The organism is Paenibacillus sp. GCM10027626 (assembly GCF_042676285.1).
GTDB lineage: Bacteria > Bacillota > Bacilli > Paenibacillales > Paenibacillaceae > Paenibacillus_Z.
This window is the reverse complement of the sequence record NZ_JBHTHC010000007.1, coordinates 97,962-119,344: the sequence shown is the minus strand read 5'-3', so window position 1 is coordinate 119,344 and position 21,383 is coordinate 97,962. Positions and strand designations below refer to the sequence as shown.

At 49.3% G+C, this 21,383-nt stretch carries 16 protein-coding genes; 14 read left to right on the top strand and 2 right to left on the bottom strand.

The window, feature by feature from the left end; translation table 11 throughout:
* Window positions 1-233 precede the first annotated feature (233 nt).
* The 10 genes from ACFQ0N_RS15285 to ACFQ0N_RS15240 all read left to right on the top strand — a co-directional run bounded on the left by ACFQ0N_RS15285 (window position 234) and on the right by ACFQ0N_RS15240 (window position 15,933).
* Window positions 234-1,811, top strand: coding sequence for an FAD-dependent oxidoreductase (locus ACFQ0N_RS15285; RefSeq protein ID WP_379327530.1), 1,578 nt, complete (start codon window positions 234-236; stop codon window positions 1,809-1,811).
* 76 nt (window positions 1,812-1,887) lie between these two features.
* Window positions 1,888-3,087 (top strand): alpha amylase family protein, encoded by a 1,200-nt coding sequence (locus ACFQ0N_RS15280; RefSeq protein ID WP_379327528.1) that lies wholly within the window; start codon window positions 1,888-1,890, stop codon window positions 3,085-3,087.
* A 152-nt stretch (window positions 3,088-3,239) separates the two neighbouring features.
* On the top strand, window positions 3,240-4,607 hold the full coding sequence (locus ACFQ0N_RS15275) for an ABC transporter substrate-binding protein (RefSeq protein WP_379327526.1): 1,368 nt from the start codon (window positions 3,240-3,242) through the stop codon (window positions 4,605-4,607).
* Window positions 4,608-4,687: 80 nt separating this feature from the next.
* Window positions 4,688-7,588, top strand: coding sequence for an extracellular solute-binding protein (locus ACFQ0N_RS15270; RefSeq protein WP_379327524.1), 2,901 nt, complete (start codon window positions 4,688-4,690; stop codon window positions 7,586-7,588).
* A gap of 13 nt (window positions 7,589-7,601) precedes the next feature.
* Window positions 7,602-8,489 carry a carbohydrate ABC transporter permease gene (locus ACFQ0N_RS15265; protein ID WP_379327522.1) on the top strand — a complete coding sequence of 296 codons (888 nt, stop codon included), beginning with the start codon at window positions 7,602-7,604 and terminating at the stop codon, window positions 8,487-8,489.
* A 5-nt stretch (window positions 8,490-8,494) separates the two neighbouring features.
* The gene (locus ACFQ0N_RS15260) at window positions 8,495-9,367 is read left to right on the top strand and encodes a carbohydrate ABC transporter permease (protein WP_379327991.1); all 873 of its coding nucleotides are present in this window, start codon (window positions 8,495-8,497) and stop codon (window positions 9,365-9,367) included.
* Window positions 9,368-9,395: 28 nt separating this feature from the next.
* Window positions 9,396-11,444: a YIP1 family protein gene (locus tag ACFQ0N_RS15255; protein ID WP_379327989.1), complete on the top strand. Its 2,049-nt coding sequence runs from the start codon at window positions 9,396-9,398 to the stop codon at window positions 11,442-11,444.
* A 3-nt stretch (window positions 11,445-11,447) separates the two neighbouring features.
* On the top strand, window positions 11,448-14,021 hold the full coding sequence (locus ACFQ0N_RS15250) for a DUF5696 domain-containing protein (RefSeq protein WP_379327520.1): 2,574 nt from the start codon (window positions 11,448-11,450) through the stop codon (window positions 14,019-14,021).
* A gap of 4 nt (window positions 14,022-14,025) precedes the next feature.
* Window positions 14,026-14,931 (top strand): carbohydrate ABC transporter permease, encoded by a 906-nt coding sequence (locus ACFQ0N_RS15245; RefSeq protein ID WP_379327518.1) that lies wholly within the window; start codon window positions 14,026-14,028, stop codon window positions 14,929-14,931.
* 18 nt (window positions 14,932-14,949) lie between these two features.
* Window positions 14,950-15,933 (top strand): carbohydrate ABC transporter permease, encoded by a 984-nt coding sequence (locus ACFQ0N_RS15240; protein WP_379327516.1) that lies wholly within the window; start codon window positions 14,950-14,952, stop codon window positions 15,931-15,933.
* 105 nt (window positions 15,934-16,038) lie between these two features.
* Here the strand turns inward: ACFQ0N_RS15240 and tlp are convergent, their stop codons facing one another.
* A complete protein-coding gene (tlp, locus tag ACFQ0N_RS15235) occupies window positions 16,039-16,269 on the bottom strand; it encodes a small acid-soluble spore protein Tlp (RefSeq protein WP_379327514.1) in 231 nt (76 codons plus the stop codon).
* A 144-nt stretch (window positions 16,270-16,413) separates the two neighbouring features.
* On the opposite strand from tlp, the gene ACFQ0N_RS15230 reads away from it, so the two are divergent.
* The 4 genes from ACFQ0N_RS15230 (at window position 16,414) to ant(6) (ending at window position 20,315) form a co-directional block, all read left to right on the top strand.
* On the top strand, window positions 16,414-17,394 hold the full coding sequence (locus ACFQ0N_RS15230; RefSeq protein WP_379327512.1) for an aminoglycoside phosphotransferase family protein: 981 nt from the start codon (window positions 16,414-16,416) through the stop codon (window positions 17,392-17,394).
* A gap of 72 nt (window positions 17,395-17,466) precedes the next feature.
* Window positions 17,467-18,063: a TetR/AcrR family transcriptional regulator gene (locus tag ACFQ0N_RS15225; protein ID WP_379327510.1), complete on the top strand. Its 597-nt coding sequence runs from the start codon at window positions 17,467-17,469 to the stop codon at window positions 18,061-18,063.
* Between the two features lie 66 nt (window positions 18,064-18,129).
* Complete coding sequence (locus ACFQ0N_RS15220) at window positions 18,130-19,281, top strand: MFS transporter (RefSeq protein ID WP_379327508.1); 1,152 nt, start codon at window positions 18,130-18,132, stop codon at window positions 19,279-19,281.
* 179 nt (window positions 19,282-19,460) lie between these two features.
* Complete coding sequence (gene ant(6), locus ACFQ0N_RS15215; RefSeq protein WP_379327506.1) at window positions 19,461-20,315, top strand: aminoglycoside 6-adenylyltransferase; 855 nt, start codon at window positions 19,461-19,463, stop codon at window positions 20,313-20,315.
* Between the two features lie 139 nt (window positions 20,316-20,454).
* Here the strand turns inward: ant(6) and ACFQ0N_RS15210 are convergent, their stop codons facing one another.
* Window positions 20,455-21,045, bottom strand: a complete 591-nt coding sequence (locus ACFQ0N_RS15210) for a TetR/AcrR family transcriptional regulator (protein ID WP_379327504.1) — start codon at window positions 21,043-21,045, stop codon at window positions 20,455-20,457.
* Window positions 21,046-21,383 lie beyond the last annotated feature (338 nt).

The following is a 21,383-nucleotide window of genomic DNA, read 5'->3' as shown; positions in this document are numbered from 1 at the left end:
AAAACTGACTTCATCCATTCATACCCCCGCCAAAGGAGGCAGGAATCTCCCCTAGTACTGGATAGACTGTAAAGGGGAGCTTTACACTATCATAGAGTATTCTTAATTCAAAATGAAAGAAGTATTTTTTTTGGACGATAGGTAAAAAGTTTTGGGCCGAAATGTATAGTTTTGTCAACGAACTAGTTGCTATAATAGGCAACAACTTAGAGCTAATTGGAGTGGAAACGAATATGGATGAGCGAACTGCGGACTGTATTGTCTTGGGTGGAGGCTTGGGTGGCTGCATGGCGACTTTATCAGCTGCAAAGATGGGGCTGACTGTTATTATGACGGAAGAAACGGATTGGCTTGGAGGACAGTTGACCAGCCAGGGGGTGCCGCCGGACGAACACCCTTGGATTGAAAGCTTCGGTTGTACGAATACATACCGGCAATTTCGCATTCGGGTGCGTCAATATTACAAGGAGAATTACCCTTTGACGGAAGAAGCACAGGCCAGTGACAGGCTTAATCCGGGCAATGGCTGGGTCAGTCGACTTTGCCACGAACCCAAGGTGTCGCTGCGGGTCATTGAAGACATGCTTTCTCCATATGTGAACAGCGGGCGCATTCACGTATATTACAACTACCAGGTCGAAACAGCCGACGTTCAGGACGATCGGGTGCAGGCGGTTACAGTCAAACATATTTCGACCGGACAACAGCTAAGCCTTCGGGGGCTGTACTTTATCGATGCGACGGAATGCGGGGATTTGCTGCCCCTGGCCGGTGTGGAATATGTGACAGGCGCCGAAGCGAAAGGCACAACCGGGGAGCCGCATGCTGCGGACGAAGCCGATCCGCTGGATATGCAACCGATTACTTATGTGTTTGCGATGGATCACATCGAGGGTGCTCACTGTACGATCGATAAGCCGGAGCAGTATGATTTTTGGCGGAACTATATACCTGAATTTTCGCAGCATCCCCTGCTGAGCTGGTATATCCCCGATGTGAACCGCGGGCACCAACTGCGGCAAAGACCGATGATGCCGGATGGCAGTGGAGAGCTGCCGCTCTGGACATACCGGAGAATCATTGATCGGAGCCTGTTTGCTCACGATCTGTATGAAAGCGATATTACACTGGTGAACTGGAGTCAGAACGACTATCTGTTAGGTTCGATTATTGATGTGCCCGTGGAAGAACAACGGCGACATCTGGAGGGCGCCAGACAATTAAGTCTGTCCCTTATTTATTGGATGCAGACCGAAGCCCCGCGCCCAGACGGTGGAACAGGATATCCTGGACTGAGGCTGAGAGGCGATGTGCTGGGCACGGAGGATGGGCTGGCCAAGTTCCCTTATATTCGGGAATCCAGACGCATCAAAGCGCTGTATACGATTACTGAACATGACGTCAGCCGGGAATTGCGGGGCAGTCTCGGCATCAAGCGCTATGAAGACAGTGTCGGGGTGGGCAGCTATTATCTGGACCTGCATCCGACGATCAGATCGAACCGCCAGTTATATATTCCTTCTCTGCCTTATGAAATTCCGCTCGGGTCGTTGCTGCCGGTACGGATGAAGAATGTCCTGCCCGCATGCAAAAATATTGGCACAACGCATATTTCCAACGGCTGCTATCGTGAGCATCCGACAGAATGGAATATCGGTGAAGCGGTAGGCTTATTGGTTTCCTATGCGATCCGCCATCGGATTACACCGCATGACGTGCGTGCGGTCAAAAGCCACCTGCAGGCCTATCAAGAGTTGCTCCGGCAGCAAGGCATTGAAGTTCATTGGCCGGAGGGAATGGAAGGCGTATAGCCGAGGCCCGCTCGCCCTTTGGGCCATATGCTGGAAGCGGCTAAGGCAAGAAATAAACGAATAAGGAGACTGGACTATGAAAACCGTGATCGAGCAGGGTTCGAATATTTTATGGGTGGACTTTCTGGCGAATGGCCGGCGGTTAGCCGATCAGCATGAACAGCAACGGCTCGTTGATAACGCCAAACGTTCGCATATCACCCATCTTGTCGTGGACGCCAAAATTCCTTATGGGCATACTACCTATCCAAGCAAGGTTGCGCCTCACGTCAGCAACTGGTCGGACGGTCGCTTTGCAGCCTGGGAAGGCCGGGATTATCTGGGCGAGCTGCTGGAGGCAGCACATGCGGCCGGGCTCAAAGTGATTGCCAATGTCAACGTATTTGCTGAAGGAACACGACGGAGCAATGACGGTATAGCGTACGACAAGAAGGAGTGGCAGGTCGTGTATGTCCGGCCGGCATCGAACGACAAACCGCTTGGCTTTGTGCCGGCAGAACAATATCCAGAGGATTCCCTGTTTGTGAATCCGATTCATGAAGAAGTGCGGATGCATCAGTTGGCCGTTCTTCGCGAGCTTGCAGCGGGCTACGAGTTGGACGGCATAGCGCTGGATCGTTGCCGGTATCCGAACATTTACGGCGATTTCAGCGCGCTTAGCCGCATGCAGTTCGAGCAGTTTATCGGGCGCACGGCAGAGCGCTGGCCAGAGGATATTTTTACCGAAAACGAAGGTCGCATGGAGCGAGGAAAGCTGTTTTCAGCATGGATCGAGTGGCGGGCCAGGAACATAAAGAGCTTTGTTCAGGAAGCGAAATCACTAGTCAAATCGCTCAAACCGGAAGCGCTGTTTTGCATCTACGTAGGCTCCTGGTATCCGGTCTACTATCAGGAGGGGGTGAACTGGGCTAGCGCGACATATCGTCCGCAACTGGAGTGGACCTCATCGCTTTATCATGAAGCGGGATACGCTGATGAGCTCGACTTTTTGATGACCGGCTGCTACTATCGTGACGTTTACAAGCAGGAGGCAGTCGATCGGGGAACTGCTGCCTGGGTCAGTGTGGAAGGAGGCATTGAACAAAGTCATGAAGCGGTGAACGGCCAGATCCCATTCTTCGCCAGCTTGTTTCTGCACGATTATCAAGCGGATTCGGATCAGTTTGCGAAAGCGGTCAGGCTATGCCGAGAGCGATCGCATGGAGTAATGCTGTTCGATGTTTGTTACCTGGAGATGTATAGTTGGTGGGGAATTCTTCCGGCTTTATTGAAATAGCTTCGGCGCAAACGGCATTTTAACTTGTAAGGAGGTGATTGATCGGGGTTTTGAAAGCGCTGTCTCTGACGGTGCAGTACCGATTTTGCAATGAACTGAATGATTTCATTATGTTTTGTGCCTTGAGCGATGCGAAAGGAAGGGGTATGACATTGAAAAATGTAAAAATGTTAGCGATGCTTATGTTGGCGATCGCCCTAATTTTTACTGCCGCCTGCAGTAAATCGAATGGGCCGAACAATGAAACGGATACTTCGCCCCCGCAACAGGAAGGATCACCGCCTCAACAGGCAGAGGCGCCTAATCAAGAGGAGCCGGCTCTTAATATGAACGGCGAGACAATCCGGATTTTGCAATGGGCAAGCGCTCCCGATCCGAACACCCAGGAAGGGGAATTAATGCTTGCGCGGCAGAAGGAAGTAGAGGAGAAATACAACGTCAAGATCGAGTGGGTGACGGTTGGCTGGGGAGAGAACGTCACGATGGTAGCCAATGCCGCATTGTCCGGCGAGCCGGTCGCGGAAATTGTCAATTATGTGATCTATCAGGCGATCCCGGCGATCAATCAAGGGCTATTGCTTCCCGTAGACGATTATTTCGACTTCGATGATCCGAAATGGCCGGCGGGGATCAAAAACTACGGTTCCTATGAAGGCAAGATGTACGGATTCAAAAGCATGGTGCATTCCGGCTCAGGTATTTATTACAATAAGACCTTATTTGAGCGCGAAGGGTTAAAGGACCCGCATGATCTGATCGCCGAAGATAACTGGACGTGGGAGTCGTTCCTGGATATTGCCCAGAAAGCGACCAAGGACACGGACGGAGACGGTGTAACCGATCAATGGGGCTTTACGAACGTGGGAGGGAATTTGGCCCGGATCTTGATTTACTCCAATAACGGAAAGCTGATTGACAATCGCGACGGCAAGTATGTGTTTGCCTATGACGATCCAAATACGGTAGAGGCGCTTCACTTTATGAGCGATCTGTTTAACGTGCATAAAGTCGCTGCGCCGAACAAACACGGTTCGGATGACTACGCCGATACACAAACCTTATTCTCCGGCGGCAAAGCGGCTATGGTGACCGGCGAGCTTTGGGAAGGCGCAACCCGGACACAGATGACCGATGAGCAGGGCTTTGTTCCTTTCCCGAAAGGACCGAAAGCAACTGAGTTTTCCAATACGATCGAAAACTTTGAAATGTGGTATATGCCGGCGAATGTCAAGCGTCCGAAAGAAGTGGCGGCGATCTGGCAAGAACTTCAACTGTGGGACCGTGTAGGCAAGGCGAAGCGGGAGGGAGCTGAATTGCAAAATCTCGCCAGCGAAAAAGATATTCAGGTCATGCTGGAAATTTCCGATTATGTGCTGCCGTTGTTCCTGCCGTTGGGAGGAGCGCTCGGCGATATCGCATGGTCCGTATCCGGCACAGGCGAGGCGCCGGAGTCCGCATTGGAAAGAAACAAGCAGCTTGCTCAAGACTCGATCGATGCAAATCTGAATGCGAACAAATAGGCGGCTGTTAGTTTGGGAACGGGGATTTTCAGAAATCGGGAATCCCCTTCCAACCATTACATCAGGAAGGAGGGGTTCGCGTGCATAAGCTTTCCAGGAAGAAGACAATCATCCTTGCCGTCTTCTCCGCTCTGATCCTTGTAGTGGCGTACACCTCCTTTGCTCCTGCAAGCGGGACGAACGGCCTTGCTCACATTCTGGAGTCCGGCAAAGGAGCGAAAGCTAGGTTCGCGGATCATCCGGCGGCAACGAGCAGTTCCTTAAACCGTTACGAACAATACATTGCCGGGCATGCCGAAGAAAAAAGGCCGGCAGTGAGCCAGATCATAAAGGCGGAGGCCTATACAGCCACAGAGGGAATGGAAGCGAGGAGGATCGAGTTATTTGCCGGGGCAACGGGACCGGTAGTGTTGACTGAAGAAACGGGTACGATTTATTGGGACATTGCTATCAAGGAGCCGGGGCTGTATCATCTTGGCATTCGTTATTATCCGGTTGAAGGCAACAGTTCTCCGATTGAACGGGAGCTGCTTATCGACGGCAATCCGCCGTTTGAGGAAGCGAGCCGGCTCGTGTTTTCCCGTGTCTGGCGCAATAGCCAGTCCGAAATCGAGCGCGACAGCAGGGGCAACGATCTTCGTCCAAGACAAGTTGAAAGCCCGCAATGGCAAGAGACAGTGGTGAGAGACGCTGAAGGTTATTATAATGAGGCCTTTTCATTCTATCTCTCCGCAGGCAAGCATAGAATCGGACTTGTTTCTCTCAGGGAACCGATGATTATAGATTATTTGAAACTGTATCAGGAAGAACAGGCAGCTCCTTATGTTGATACTGCGCGGGCATACGAGCAAGCGGGATATCAGCCGACAAGCGGCCGGTTCGTGAAAGTTCAGGGCGAAGATGCCGTGTTGAAATCCAACCCTTCGCTATATCCGCTCAATGATCGATCCAGTCCGGCGACCGAACCGTACCACGTATCCAAGATCAGAATGAATACGATCGGCGGGGTAAATTGGAAAATACCTGGCCAGTGGATCACTTGGGAAGTCGATATTCCTGAAGACGGCCTCTATGAATTCGGGTTGCGTTACAAGCAAAATACGGTCAGGGGCATCAATGTGGTGCGCAAACTTTATATTGACGACCAAGTGCCGTTTAAAGAAGCAGAAGCGATCCCGTTCCAATATGCCGGCGGCTGGCAAATGGGAATGCCCGGCGAAGGCAGCAAGCCGTATTTGTTTTATCTGCCGAAAGGCACGCATCAAATCAAGCTGGAACTGACAATGGGCGAGCTTTCTGACATGATCCGCACGGTGAGAACCAGCATTCAGGAGCTGAACATGCTCTATTTGAAAATCGTCATGCTGACCGGAACGGTGCCGGATCCTTTCCGCGATTACCAGCTGGAGAGCAAAATTCCGGGACTTGAGCAAAAGTTTAGAGAGCAAAGTGAAGCGCTAACCCAGGCGGCGGATAAGATGGATGAGATGGTCGGAGGGGCGAGCGGGAGCACGACGATTCTGCGCACGACGGCGTACCAGCTGCAAGATATCGGTTCACGCCCGGAGACGATCACCTCCCGTTTGAAGCAATTCAAGGATAATGTGAGCTCGCTCGGCACCTGGCTGCTGACGGTGAATCAGCAGCCGTTGGAAATCGATTATTTGTTCTTTAAATCGCCCGATGTGGACACGCCGCCGGCGGAAAGCGGATGGTTCGGGAAGATGCGGCATGAAGTGCTTTCCTTCCTGGGGTCGTTCTCCGAAGATTACAGCAGCGATAGCTCCGTCCAGGATGGAGAGGATGAGATTACGGTCTGGATTGCTTCTGGCCGGGATCAGGCTCAACTGCTCCGCTCGATGATCGACAATATGTTTACGCCCGAGAGCCGAATCCATGTCAACCTGCAGCTTGTGAATGGAGACGTTATACTGCCGGCGACACTTGCGGGCAAAGGGCCCGATGTGGCGATCTCAATGGGAGATGTAATCAACTTCGCAATGCGGGGCGCGCTGCAGGATATGACGGAGTTTGCGGAGTTCGAGCAGGTGAAAAGCAGGTTTATGGACAGCGCGTTCGCCGGCTTTACATATCGGGACGGTGTGTTCGCGATTCCGGAAACGCAATCCTTCCCGATGCTGTTCTATCGCAAGGACATTCTGGATGAGCTCGGGCTTCCGGTACCGGATACGTGGGAGGACATGTACAAGATCATTCCGGAGCTGCAGAAGCATAATATGGAGCTGGCGATGCCGCATACGCTTGTGTTTGAAACGATGCTGTATCAAAACGGGGGCCAGTATTACCGGGGGGACGGCATCGCGGCTGATCTCGATTCCGGCGCTGCCATCGAAGCGTTCGGCAAATGGACGGACCTGTACACGAATTACAAGCTGCCCCTTGAATTCGACTTTATCAATCGTTTCCGTACAGGGGAAATGCCGCTTGGCATCGCCGACTATTCCACTTATAACTTCCTGACGGTGTTCGCACCGGAAATCCGGGGACAGTGGAATTTTGCTCCGCTTCCCGGAAAACGTGCAGCTGACGGTGCTGTAAACCGCGAAACGTTAAGTTCGGCAGGCGGTACGGTAATGTTCCAAAAGGCGAAAAACAAGCAAGCGGCGTGGGCGTTTATTCGCTGGTGGACGGACGCGGAAGCTCAGGTGACCTTTGGCCGGGAGATGGAAGCGATCCTTGGCGAATCTGCCAGGTACGCTGCAGCCAACTTGCAAGCATTGGAACGCTTGCCCTGGTCTGCAAGAGAATTGAATGAGTTGATGAAACAGTTCACGTGGGTACGGGGAAGACCGGCAGTTCCCGGAGGCTATTCGCTGGACCGTCACTTGAACAATGCGTTCTATGAAGTGTACAACGATGGCAGCGAACCGCGTGAAACGTTGGAAAACTACGTACGCACGATCAATCAGGAAATTACGATCAAGCGCGAGGAATTCGACTTGCCGACTCTTGCAGAATAGGAGGACTTGACGGATGTTGTGGAAAGAAATCAAACAGAGCAAGGCATTGTATGCCATGATCGCCCCTTATTTTATTATTTTTTTTACGTTTACGGTCCTTCCGGTCGTCCTGTCTCTCCTTGTCAGTTTGACGAATTTCAATATGCTTGAATTTCCCGAGTGGGTTGGATGGCGTAATTATGCTCATCTCTTTGTCCGCGACGACGTCTTTCTAATCGCCTTGAAAAATACGCTTTTGTTCGCGGCGGTCACCGGTCCGATCAGCTATATCGCCTGCTTCGTGCTCGCCTGGGTCATCAATGAGCTGTCCGCCAAGTTGCGGGCGTTCGCTACGCTTGTTTTCTACGCTCCGGCGCTGTCTGGCAGCGCATATATCGTTTGGACACTGCTGTTCAGCAATGATTCTTACGGCTATATCAACGCTTTTCTGCTAAAGTGGAAGCTCATCCTGGAGCCGATCCTGTGGCTGAAGGACCCGCAATACATCATGACGATTATTATCGTCGTACAACTATGGCTCAGTCTAGGCACGAGCTTCCTCGCTTTCATCGCAGGGCTGCAAAGTCTGGATAAAACTTTGTTTGAAGCCGGCTCGATTGACGGCATCCGCAATCGCTGGCAGGAATTATGGTATATTACGCTGCCGTCGATGAGACCGATGCTGCTGTTCGGCGCGGTGATCCAGATTACGGCGTCCTTCGCCGTGGCCGAGGTTGCGGTGGCACTGGCCGGCTTTCCAAGCGTGCAATATGCAGGGCATACGATCGTTACCCATTTAATGGATTACGGGTCAATCCGCTTCGAAATGGGATACGCCTCGGCGATTGCAACGGTGTTATTTGCGATGATGCTCGGATCGAACCTCATCGTACGCAAGGCGCTAACGAAGGTTGGTGAGTAACCATGATGAAAAAATTGCTCTATCGCAGAAAGAAAATGAGCCGCTCGTTGTTCGGCGATCTCATCATGTTCTCGCTGCTTGCGTTAGTCGGGTATTTTATGGCGCTGCCGCTTATATTCGTCGTCAATAATGCATTTAAGCCGATCAATGAAATATTGAAGTTTCCGCCTGATTTTTTTGTGCACAACCCGACACTGAGCAATTTTACGGATTTGTACGATTTGCTTTCCGGATCATGGGTCCCGTTTACCAGATATATCTTTAACACGTTTTTCATTGCGATTGTCGGAACGGCGGGGCATGTCATTATCGCCTCGATGGCTGCATATCCGCTGGCAAAGCGCAAGTTTCCCGGTGTCGGGGTCTTGTTCACCATAGTCGTATTGTCGCTGATGTTCTCGGCGACGGTAACCCAAATCACGAATTATATGACGATGTCTTGGCTTGGGATGCTTGATACGCACTGGGCGGTCATTATTCCGGCGATCGGTTCTTCGCTGGGGTTGTACCTGATGAAGCAGTTTATGGAGCAGGTTCCCGATGCGCTGCTGGAAGCGGCACAGATTGACGGTTGCAGCGAATTCCGCATTTTCTGGAGCATCGTGATGCCGATTGTGAAGCCTGCCTGGCTGACGCTGATTATTTTTTCGTTTCAAGGATTGTGGGGAGCTGGCGGCGCCGCAGGCTCTATGTATATTTATAGCGAACAGTTGAAAACGATAGATTATGCATTCAATCAAATACTGGCAGGCGGGATTATACGGACGGGTCCTTCAATGGCTGCGACCTTGCTAATGCTTTCGGTGCCGATCCTTATCTTTATCTTGTCGCAGAGCAGCGTCATCCAGACCATGTCAACCTCCGGCATGAAAGACTGATCGGAAAGGGGAGGCTAATGTGAATCTAATGCGAAAATATATGCTGCTTTTTCCATTGTTGCTGATGTTGACAGGTACGGCTGCTCCGGTATTCTCCGCGCCATACGAAGGCTATAACTATTCCTGGTGGGGCGATCCCGAGCCGGCTCCGGCGCCGTATTTGCCTGTACGCCAGATTGACGGAGAGGAGTTGAGCATCGGCTCGTTCAAGACGCCAGAGGATTTTGCCATTTCGGAAAGCGGCGATATTTATATCCTTGATACGGGCAACAATCGGATTGTGTGTCTCGACAGCAACTTGAATGTCAACAGGGTTATCGATTCGTTCATCAATCAAGGAAAGCCGGACGGCTTCGCAGCTCCCCAGGGCATCTTTATTCATCGTAACGGCCACCTTTACGTTGCCGATACCGGGCATAAACGCGTCATCGAGCTAACGCCCGAGGGGCAGCTGATACGGGAAATTGGCGCGCCGGAAGCGGATGTGCTTAGTGAAGGATTCAATTATCAGCCCTCCAAGCTCGTTGTCGATTCGGCAGATCGGATGTATGTCGTCGGCAAAGGGGTGTTTGAAGGCATTATGCAGTTTGACTCCGGCGGCAAATTTACCGGGTTTATGGGCGTGAACCGGGTGACGTTCAGTCCGATCGACTTGTTCTGGAAACAGGTCATGACGAAGGAACAGCGCTCGAAGATGGTTTTGTTTATCCCGGTGGACTTTACGAATGTTGCGATCGATAACGAAGGCTTTATCTTTGCGACGAGCAGCGATTCATACAGCGACGATCCTGTCAAGCGCCTTAATCCTTCGGGAATCGATGTGCTGCGGCGTGCGGGCTACTTTCACCCAAAGGGGGACATCACCTTTACATTGAGCGGGACAAGGCCGGGCACCTCATCGATCGTCGATGTCGCCATCGACCGCAACGGGATCTATCATATCCTGGATAGCAGACGCGGACGGGTGTTTACTTATGACCGCGAAGGCAAGCTGATGTATATCTTCGGCCAACTCGGCGAGCAGGTCGGAAATTTCAAGACGCCGGTTGCGCTTGATATGTTGGGGGATCGGGTCGTTGTGCTGGATAAAGGCTTCAACCATCTCGTTATCTTCGAGCCGACAAGATACGGCCAAGTGATCCGGAATGCGGTGATCTACAATGACATCGGGCAGGAGGGGGAGTCAGTGGCCGCATGGCGCGACGCGCTAACTTTAAACAGCAATCTTGAAATTGCGTATCTTGGCATCGGCAAGGCAGAGCTGCGGCGCGGCAATAACGATGCGGCGATGGAAAATTTCCGGCTCGGTATGCATCGCCCATACTATTCGCGGGCGTTTGAACGATATCGAAAGGAATTCATGTGGGAGCATTTCGACAAGATTGCGACCGCCGGCTTAATAGGTCTGGCCGGGCTTGTCATCGTTGTGCGCAAAGCAAGAAAAAAAGAGGAGCCTGGCGTAATCGGGATGGCCTGGTATACGATGTTTCACCCGTTTAAAGGGTTTTGGGAACTGAAATATGAAAAGAAAGCAAAGGTTTGGTTTACCCTCTTGCTTTTACTGCTGTTGTCCTTGCTATACGTATTAAAGCGGCAATATACCGGCTTTATTTTTAATCCTCATGCAGCACAATCCGTAAACACTTGGGATGAAGTCAAGTTTATCGTCTTGCCCTTCTTCCTGTGGTGTGTAGCCAACTGGTCGCTGACAACGCTGATGGACGGGGAGGGCAAGTTCAAGGAGATCGTTATGGCGACCGGTTACGCATTGGTCCCATTAGTGCTTGTGCAGCTTCCGCTAATCGCCTTGTCGAACGTAATCACGCTGCAGGAAGGCGCGTTTTACACCATGCTCGAAACGGTCGCGTTTCTCTGGTGCATCGGTTTGATCTTTGTCGGGATGTTGACCGTGCATCAATACTCTGTAGCGAAAACGATCGTAACGATGCTGCTCACGATAATCGTAATCGGGATCTTCGTCTTCCTTGGCTTGCTGTTCTTCAGTTTAGTGCAGCAAATGTTGTCTTTCCTGACGACGGTATACAAAGAAATCATGTTCAGAATCGGGGAGGGATAAGAGGTGAGAGCACAAAGAGCGCATAGAGCGCGCCGTCATACGCTATTGGCTGTCTTGTGCCTACTGCTCGCCATCGCCATGCTTGTTGCTTGCAGCAAGGAAGAGGGCAGCCGCTCACTTGACACGGCAGATCCGATATCCGACGTTGGGCAGATCGGAGAGCCGGCAGCGAGTAAAACTTGGCGTTCCGCGAAGGATTCGCAGCCGCGGCTGCCGGGCATGGAGCCGGCAATCGAGAACGCCTCCCTGCGGCTATATATGAATCGCAGCACGGCTGAAATGGCTGTCGTCGACAAATACAGCGGCAAGATCTGGTATTCCAATCCGCCGGAGCCGCAGACAGATGAGTTGTCGCCCCATCTGGCAGGCAAGCTTTCGTCTCAAGTGTCCCTCGTTTACTTGACCCACAACGGGCAAACGCAGGAATATGACAGTTATAACGATAGTGTTAAGCATGGCCAATTTGAGATAGAACTTGCTGCCAATCGCGTCTCGGTGAACTACCGGTTCGGCGATCCAGAGAAGGGGGTTGACTCCTTACCGCTCAAGCTCAGTAAGCAGCGGTTCGAGGAAAAACTGCTGCAGCGATTGGAAGACCAAGGCGATCGGGAGCAGCTTCTGTCGCGATATCGCTTCAACGAGACGGAACAAGTTTACGAACGCCGGGAAATACCGAAGGTGATGGTGAACAAGGTTGTCGCCCTATTCGAAAAAGCCGGCTATACCGAGGAGGATCTCGCCTATGATCAGGCTGAATACGGGCAAGATAACGGCAGTGGCGGCGCGAAGCCTCAGTATAAGGTTGTGCTCGAGTACAGGCTTGAAGGGGATCAACTGGTCGCTGTCATCGATACGAGGGCGATAGAAGGCGTTTCGTCCCACTCTCGCCTGCATGCAATTGGCTTGCTGGATTACTTTGGCGCGGCTGAAGAGCAGGATGAAGGCTATATCTTTCTGCCGGACGGTTCAGGAACGCTTATTGATCTAAACAAGCGCAAGACAACCGCACAGCCAATCATGCTCACATTATACGGCGATGACCAGGCGATCAGCGCAGAGGAGAAGACAACCAATCTTGAGGTGAGCCGGATGCCTGTGTTTGGTATGAAGAAACAGGATGATGCCCTGTTCGCCATCATCGAAGCGGGAGACGCGATCGCGAGGCTTAACGCCGATGTAGCCGGCCGCTTGTTTCCGTATCATACGGTATCCGCGCAGTTTATTGTCATGCCACGAGACAGCGTTCAATTGAGCAGAACCGAAGAAATGATCAAGACACCGCAGCATATGTACGAAGGTCTCCTGCAAGTGCGCTATGCTTTCCTGCATGGCGATGACGCCGATTATTCCGGGATGGCCGCGTATTACCGCAGCTATCTGACGAAGCGTTACGGGCTGCAAAAGCTGGATACAAACAGCGATACGCCTTTTTACCTCGAGCTGACAGGCGGAATCAGAAAGGAAAAAAGCATGCTCGGCGTTCCTTATGAAGCTCTTGTTCCGCTGACGACCGCCGCACAGACGACAAAACTGATCGACAAGCTAAACGAACATCAGGTAGCGAATATTCACATTAATTTTAAAGGTTGGTTTAACGGCGGACTGCTTCATGGATTCCCGGCGCAAATCCGTCTCGAACAGGATGTGGGAAGTCTGGATGAATGGCAGCAAATCGGGCGGCGGCTGCAGAACGATGGCGGGGCGCTGTACCCGGACGTCGCCTTGATGAAGGTGTACCGCAACTCGGGCGGATTCAGCGTGTCCAAGCAGGCCGCTCAGTATATGTCGCGTAAATATGCAAAGATTTATCCGTACAATCTGGCGACATATCGCAAGGAACATGACCTGCCGTCCTATTTCTTGTTATCTCCGAATGCCCTGCCCAATCTTATGGATCGCTTTCTGGAGCAGTATACAGAGCTGAAGCTCGGATCGGTGTCGCTGCGTGATCTCGGTTCCGACCTTCACTCCGATTTTCGCCGCAATGGCGAAGTGACGAGAGAAGAGGCGAAGCGCATCGTTACAGAGCAGGTAAAGCGAATCGCGGAACAGACGGATAGTGTGATGGTAAGCGGCGGCAATATCTACTTGCTCCCCTACGTTAAACACATCTTAAATGCGCCGCAGCAAAGCAATGCTTTCCAGCTTGCAAGCGAATCGGTCCCTTTCTATCAGATGGTGCTTCATGGATATATTGACTACGCGGGGAAGCCGTTTAATCTCACGGACGATCAGAATTTGCGCAAGAATGTGCTGCAAGCGATAGAACGCGGCTCTTCGGTGTACTATAGCTTGATCTTTGAGGACCCTTCGGTTTTACAAAATACGTCTCACAACGATTTGAACTCGCATTATTATGTACATTGGCTGGAAGAGGCGGCGACCACTTACGCCGAAGTCAATAGTGTGATGAAGGCTGTGCGTGGACAACAGATGATCCGTCATCGCAAGCGGGCGGAGAGCGTTTATCAAATGGATTATGAGAATGGTAAATCCGTGATCGTCAATTATGGCGGAAGTGATGCCGTGATTGACGGAATCACGATCAAAGCGGGCGATTATGTGGTGGCGGGGTGATAGCATGGCAAGAAAGAAGCGGACATTGAGCTTGGAGCGCAGAAAGGCCAGGTTTGGCATGCTGTTTGTCACCCCCTGGTTTCTGGGATTTGTCTTGTTGATGGCTGTACCGTTCTATCAGTCGATCGTGTTCAGCTTTCATAAATTGAAGGTGGAAGCAACCGGATATTCTTTGGAGTTTATCGGCTGGGCGAATTTTTATCATGTATTCTATGTCGATGCCTGGTATGTTCGCAATTTGACCGACGCAGTTGTAAATATGGCTTTAAACTTGCCGCTGATCATTTTTTTCAGTCTGTTTATTGCAAGCTTACTGTCGCAAAAATTCAGGGGGAGAATGTTTGCAAGGGCGATCATATTCTTGCCGGTTGTCCTAGCCTCCGGAGTCATTGCGAAGCTGGACAGCGGCAATATATTGGCGCAAATGATCGGCTCTGCGAGCCAGGACGCGGAAAGCAATTATTCAGGGCTGCGCAGCCTGGAGCTGGCGCCGTTTCTGCTCCAGGCCGGAATGAGCATTGAAATTGTCCAATATTTGACCGATGCCGTCGATCGCATTTACCAAATCATTAGTTCTTCAGGGGTGCAGATCTTGATCTTTCTCGCTGGCCTGCAATCCATATCGCCTTCCTTGTATGAAGCGGCCAAGATGGAAGGAGCGACCGGCTACGAAGCATTCTGGAAGATCACGTTTCCGATGATCTCGCCGCTCATCCTGACGAATGTCGTCTATACAATTATCGATTCCTTCTATAATAACGGCGTTACGAGTATGATTCAGGATGCGGCTTTTATCCGTTTTGATTTTGGCGTAAGCGCGGCGATGTCCTGGATCTACTTCCTCGTCATCTCTGTCATTTTGGTCATTTCAACGTCTATTATTTCAAAGCGGGTGTTTTACTATGACTAGGGCCAAGGGGGAGGAAGCATGAAAACTGCTCTCAAACGGAGCAGCCGCAAGGCATCAGCCGCTGTTGCTAATTGGTTTGACCGTTATAATCCGGTTGAGAAAACGAAGCACGGGCTATGGGTAGCGGTTCGCGCCGTCATTATCTTCGGCATCTGCTTTATCATTCTATATCCGATCTTGTTGAAGCTTTCGCTGGCCTTTAGAGACCGGGGCGATCTGTACGATTCCACCGTCGTCTGGATTCCGAGAAACTTCACGCTGGATAATGTGAAGACGATGATCGGGTATCTGAATTATTATAGCGCGGTATCAAATACGTTCTTTTTGAGTATCGGTACGTCTGCGCTCCAGCTTGTTTCCTGCGCGCTCGCAGGATATGGCTTCGCAAGGCTGAAATTCAAAGGAAGCGGGATCTTGTTTGCAATTGTGATATTTACGATCGTGATTCCGCCGCAAACCTTAATGGTTCCGACTTATTTGCATTTTCGATTTTTCGATGTGTTTGGTTTCTACGAACTGTTGACCGGCAATAAAGGGATTAACCTGCTCGAAAGTTTCTGGCCGTTCTTTATTTCGTCAGCCTTGGCGATGGGCTTAAAGAACGGATTATATGTATTTATATTCCGTCAATTTTTCCGAGCGCTGCCTAAGGATCTGGAAGAAGCCGCATATGTTGACGGTGCCGGTGTATTCAAGACATTCGCCGGGGTGATGCTGCCGAACGCAGTGCCGGCGATTGCCACGGTCATGCTTTTTTCCTTCGTATGGCAATGGAACGACAGCTATTTCGTCACGCTCTATATGCACAACTCAACATTGTTGTCCAGAATGCTTGACCTGCTGCCCGGCATCGTCAGGCCGGAGCATGTCGGAGGCGTGTCTCATACATCCTTGCTGCTGAACACGGGGACGCTGCTCGGGATTGCGCCAATTTTTATTTTATATTTATTTGCACAAAAATATTTTGTTGAGAGTGTCGAGCGGACAGGACTCGTCGGATAAACGCGTCGGATAATCGGATGATGTTTGTTCCAGTGAAGAAAAAGCCCCTGACTAAGTTGCGAGCACTACGCAATTGTTCAGGGGCGATTTTGTTGTCAGCAGAAACTACTCCTGACGCTGCTGAAATTGCTCTTCATCCTGAATTTCCGATTTCATTCCCGCAATGCTTTCTTTGCGGTTTTCATTTTTGGCTTCAATGTTCGCGCGTTCGCATGACGAAATTTCATCGGCATGCTCGTCCAGATACTGTTCGGCTTCGTTAAAATTTTCTTTTGTGTTTTTTACTGCTTTTTTCAGACGCTTGGCGTTGTTGGCGCGGTTATCAGGAAATGCCATGATCATTGCCTCCTCAAAAAAATGGATAAGACCGCATAAGGGCAGTCCCAAATAGCATGTGCCAAGAAAGAATGGACTATTCGGGTATCGTAACTTGTTAATTTCTGTCCAATATGATACTAATGACTGAAGGGAGGAAGCTCCTTGCTAATTATTGAAAAAGGCTTGAAAAGGCTTGTGAATTTGAGGGGAGATCTGGTTATGAGCACACGTCATGGTTTCAATCCAAATGAAAAGGCAAAAATAATTGAGCGTTTTGGCAATGATTTTTATGAAAAGGTTCTGCGTGATTTTGATGTTTATGCTGAAATGTGGAATTTAACTTCCTTGCAATTCATTCCTTCCTACTCGGCAAATATTGTATTTGTATGCCAATCAGCAAATTTTGGAGATGCAGTGCTTAAAATAGGCAATCCCTCCTCCAGAGAGATCAGGACAGAATTTAATACTTTGCGTCAATACAATGGCCGGCGTTTTTGCAAAGTGTTTGCTGCTGATCTTGAAAACGGCGTCATTCTTGAAGCGCGTGTGCAGCCGGGAACTCCTTTAAGGGAAGAAAACTCCCTCGAATCAAGAGCGGCTGTATTTTGCTCCCTTTATAAATATTTGCATGAAGCACCTGAAAATGAAGCGATATACCCGACTTACATAGAGTGGGTCGAGAGAATAACAGCCTATATGAGCAAGCGAATAGATTGTCAGGAATTATATCGGCATATGAGCAGGGCAAAAGAGATTTGCTTATCCATTGCTTCCAAATATTCCGAAAAGATGCTGCTGCACGGCGATTTTCATCATGACAATATTTTGCTTGGCCCTGGTAATGCGTATGTTATTATCGATCCAAAAGGTGTAATCGGCGATCCTGTATTCGACATTCCGCGTTTTATCTTGAATGAGTTTGACGATGAAATTACGCCGGAATTAGAGCAGAAAATAAATGATCTAATATGCATATTGGGAGAAAACCTGGATATACCAAGCGGTATTTTAAAGCAATGTCTTTATGTGGAAACCGTTATGGGAATGTGCTGGATGGTTGAAGATGGGGCACCTCCGGAACAATATCCGCAGCTGATGAAACAAGTTGCTTTCGTTGAAGCGTTGATGGGAATAGAAGAATAGATGATTTGTTGACTGAACGGTACAAAAAATAGTATGATCTCCATAGCAGCTCACAATGAAAGGAAGATATGATTGAGCAAACGTGGCAGACCTCGGGATTTCGAGTACTCTACAATCGTCGATGTCGCAATGAAGACATTTTGGATGAAAGGATACGAGGGATGTTCAACTCAAGATTTATGCAGCGAGACAGGGCTTGGCAAAGGCAGCTTGTATCATACATTTGGCAGCAAGCATGAGCTTTTTACACAAGTGCTGGAACGCTACCATGAAAAGGGGATTAGTGATCAAAAGGCATTGTTGGAGAGTCCGGTTCCAGTTAAGGAACGGCTAAGCAATTTTTTGAAATGGGCATTGGATGAAGATTTTGAGCAGACTGACCAAAAGGGCTGTTTGCTCATTAACGCCGGTTTGGAACGGGCTAAAGTCGATCCGATGGTTGAAGAAATTGTAGCCAAACATGTGAAACTCCTTGTCGAAGCTTTGACGAAAGTGATGGAAGAGGGCTTGCGAACCGGCGAAATCGCCAAAAATCGCTCAGCGGCGGAGTTAGCAAGTTTATTTCTAAGCAGTTACTACGGATTACGCGTCCTTAATACAGCCACGCAAAATCGGGTGTTGGCAGAACAAATTATAAAGGGGACAATAGATTCTATTTTTTGCGCTTAATGCGCTATTTTTTAACAGTAATTTTGTACCGAACGTTACAATAATATCTGAGGAGTGTTTTATTTTATGTCATCCATTATTTATTTGCTGGCTTTAGCGATTTTTTCGATGACGACATCTGAATTCATGGTTGCAGGCATGATGAATGAGCTTTCCAATGAATTCCAAGTTTCTGTTTCTTCTATTGGTTATTTAATTACTGCTTATGCAGGAGCGATGGTGATAGGAGGTCCTGTTGTAACTGCTGCCATCCGCCAAATTCGCCGAAAACAAGCGCTCTTGGCTCTGATTGCGGCCTTTTTTATTGGCCAGTCGTTGGGATCCGTCGCTTGGGATTACAACGCGATGATGGTTGCGCGGATCATAACGGGGATAGCCTCATCTGCAGCCTTTGGAGTTGCCATCACGATTTCGGCGGACTTGGTTCGTCCCGATTCAAGAGGGAAAGCGGCTTCGATTGTTCTTGCAGGTTTAATGATCGCAACGGTGTTGGGGTTGCCTGTGACAACAATGATTTCACAGCATTACGGCTGGAGGATCAGCTTTTGGTTTGTTGCCATACTTGTATCCCTGTCAGGAATCATGATTCAGTGGCTGCTGCCATCAACCCATGCAACAAAGCAGATGGATTTGAGAGGAGAACTGGCAAGCTTTAAAAACATCCACCTTTGGGCGGCGTATGTGACGAGTATGTTGATTATTGGAGGGACGTTTGCAGCGTTTAGTTATTTCACACCTATACTTACCAATGTCACGGGTGTTTCAAATGAAAGCATTCCCTTTGTACTTGGCCTGTATGGCAGTGCCACGGTGATTGGCAACATCATCATTGGCAGGTTTGCTGATCGTTTTACAATGAGAATTCTTGCATCTGGATTAATGATATTGTTAGTGGCGCTAGTTCTGTTTGCTTCGGGTGCGGATCATTCCCCAATTGCTCTCATTTCCATTTTGTTGATTGGCATGACTGGTGTAGCGCTAAATCCGGCCATGGTTGCCAGAGTTATGAAAATAGCGGGCAGCGGAGCTTTGATAAACACCGTCCATACATCCTTCATTACGCTTGGCGTTGTCATCGGTTCTTCATTGGGCGGCATGGGGATCGGTGCTGGTTACGGGCTTATATCGCCATTGTGGATCGGGGCTTGTTTATCCGCGTTAGGTTTAGTTTCATTGCTTCCGTATTTTACTGCGATGAAGAGGCAATTACGGCAATAATTAAGAAGCAAATAAAAGCTAAGGCGCCTTTCAGCTAGTGATTGCCTGATCCCAAGCAAACGCGCGGCGGCGATACAGCAAGGAGTACGACAACAGAACGTCGAATATTAAAGTATGCTCTTGAAATCATGTTTTTTTAATGCTACAAAAGCAAGAGGTTGGAAGGGAGGACCGCTGTATTGAGAAGTGAACAAGAAATGATGAATATGCTTGTAGATTTTGCGAGAAATGATGATAGAATCCGATTGGCAACTTTGGAAGGATCACGTACAAACAAAAATATCCCCGCTGATAAATTCCAAGATTATGACATTTCTTACTTTGTAACAGATATTGATTCTTTCCAGGGAAATGATCAATGGATCGAAGTTTTTGGGAATCGCATTATGCTGCAAAAACCCGAGGATATGGAGCTTTTTCCAGCAGAATTAGGTAATTGGTTTTCATATTTACTTATCTTTGAAGATGGCAATAAATTAGACCTAACACTAATTCCAATTAACGAGGTAGAGGATTACTTTGCAAAGAGCGACGGTTTGGTCGAGGTCTTGCTTGATAAGGATACTCTAATCAAAAATGAAGTGATCGCAGATGATCGTCAATATTGGATTAAAAAGCCAACTGCAAGGGAATTCGATGATTGTTGCAATGAGTTCTGGATGGTTTCAACTTACGTAGTAAAGGGATTAGCGAGAAAAGAAATACTTTTTGCTATTGACCATTTAAATGAGATTGCACGACCCAATTTGTTGAGGATGATGGCTTGGCAAGTCGGATCAGAGCAAGGATACACCTTTAGTGTGGGGAAGAACTATAAATTTATAGATCGCTATCTTGCAAATGAAGATTGGGAAGTATTACTCTCAACCTATTCTGAGAATGGGTATAAAGAAATGTGGCAGTCCTTATTCACTTGTTATAAGTTATTTAGAAAATACTCAAAGGCTGTGGCCAGAAGTCTCGGATATCAGTACCCAGATTACGATGAAGCCATCACTAAGTATACGGAATATGTTTATAACTCATTGACATGAAAGATGCAAATTGGTTGCCTTTTTAGTGGGCACGACGTTCGACAAATTTGCTTGACCAGACAAAAAAGCCGGTTTTCCCTAAGTTTAGAGAGGAAGCCGGCTTCTTCTTAATGCAGCGTGTCAATAATATCCGCATCAACTACTTTTCCCTGAAGCCATCACATAAAAGCGTGATCGCTGCGATACTCTCCTCGAGCGATTGCATCCGATCCGGCGTTTCTGCGATCCAGAGCACGGCCTCATTCATCGCGCCGGACAGGAGATGCGTCAAGGCATCGACAGATATAGGTTTCAAATATTTTTGCCGCTGCAACAGTTGCAGTTGCTCCCGAAGCAAGAGCATTGAGTTTTGCTCATCTGTCCTGCGCCAGGAATCCCAGCCTAGCAGGGAAGGACCGTCCAATAACAGTATACGCCGGTTTCGAGGCTCGACCGCGGAAGTTATGAACGCACGGCATCCAAGGAGCAGTTGCTCCCAAAGATCGCCGCTCGCAGCTGCATCCGTTTCTATCCTATTTGCAATTTCCTGCTGAACGGATTCGAGCACGGCCAGAAACAACCCTTCTTTATTGCCAAAATGGTGATACAGCGCCCCGCGGGTTAGCCCAGCTTGTTTGACCATTTCTTCCAAAGAAGATTCGGCATAACCATGTTCGGAAAAGTGTTCTCTCGCCACTTCCATCAGCTTTAACATCGTAGCTTTTTTTTGCTCTGCTTTGGACAGTTTCATCCTTATGCAGCTCCTATCTATTGACGCTTCCCGGCCGCTGCGTCGGCTGTTGTCGCGATACGCTCGGCTTCAGCGTCTCCCGATTTAATAAGTGACCGTAACGAATGGCGTATAATCCACGGAGTATACTCTCCGCCCTTATTCAATCGTCCCGATATCCAGTCTAGAGTAGCGACTTTTTCCACTTTCGTCAAGTCATTCAAATGGTTGGCGACGGACTTGCGAACATAAAAGGAATTATCGTTCCAAAGAGGTTCCAACAGTTCAAGGTTTCGCCTCAGATCGCCATGAAGCGGGCCCATTCGTTTGGCCCACGGTAGACGCGGCCGTGTTCCTTT

Excerpts from the sequence above, each read along its gene's own strand:
- ACFQ0N_RS15285 (WP_379327530.1), top strand. The coding sequence starts at position 234 with ATGGATGAGCGAACTGCGGACTGTATTGTCTTGGGTGGAGGCTTGGGT.
- ACFQ0N_RS15280 (WP_379327528.1), top strand. The coding sequence starts at position 1,888 with ATGAAAACCGTGATCGAGCAGGGTTCGAATATTTTATGGGTGGACTTT.
- ACFQ0N_RS15265 (WP_379327522.1), top strand. The coding sequence starts at position 7,602 with ATGTTGTGGAAAGAAATCAAACAGAGCAAGGCATTGTATGCCATGATC.
- ACFQ0N_RS15260 (WP_379327991.1), top strand. The coding sequence starts at position 8,495 with ATGAAAAAATTGCTCTATCGCAGAAAGAAAATGAGCCGCTCGTTGTTC.
- ACFQ0N_RS15255 (WP_379327989.1), top strand. The coding sequence starts at position 9,396 with ATGCGAAAATATATGCTGCTTTTTCCATTGTTGCTGATGTTGACAGGT.
- ACFQ0N_RS15245 (WP_379327518.1), top strand. The coding sequence starts at position 14,026 with ATGGCAAGAAAGAAGCGGACATTGAGCTTGGAGCGCAGAAAGGCCAGG.
- ACFQ0N_RS15240 (WP_379327516.1), top strand. The coding sequence starts at position 14,950 with ATGAAAACTGCTCTCAAACGGAGCAGCCGCAAGGCATCAGCCGCTGTT.
- tlp (WP_379327514.1), bottom strand. The coding sequence starts at position 16,269 with ATGGCATTTCCTGATAACCGCGCCAACAACGCCAAGCGTCTGAAAAAA.
- ACFQ0N_RS15220 (WP_379327508.1), top strand. The coding sequence starts at position 18,130 with ATGTCATCCATTATTTATTTGCTGGCTTTAGCGATTTTTTCGATGACG.
- ACFQ0N_RS15210 (WP_379327504.1), bottom strand. The coding sequence starts at position 21,045 with ATGAAACTGTCCAAAGCAGAGCAAAAAAAAGCTACGATGTTAAAGCTG.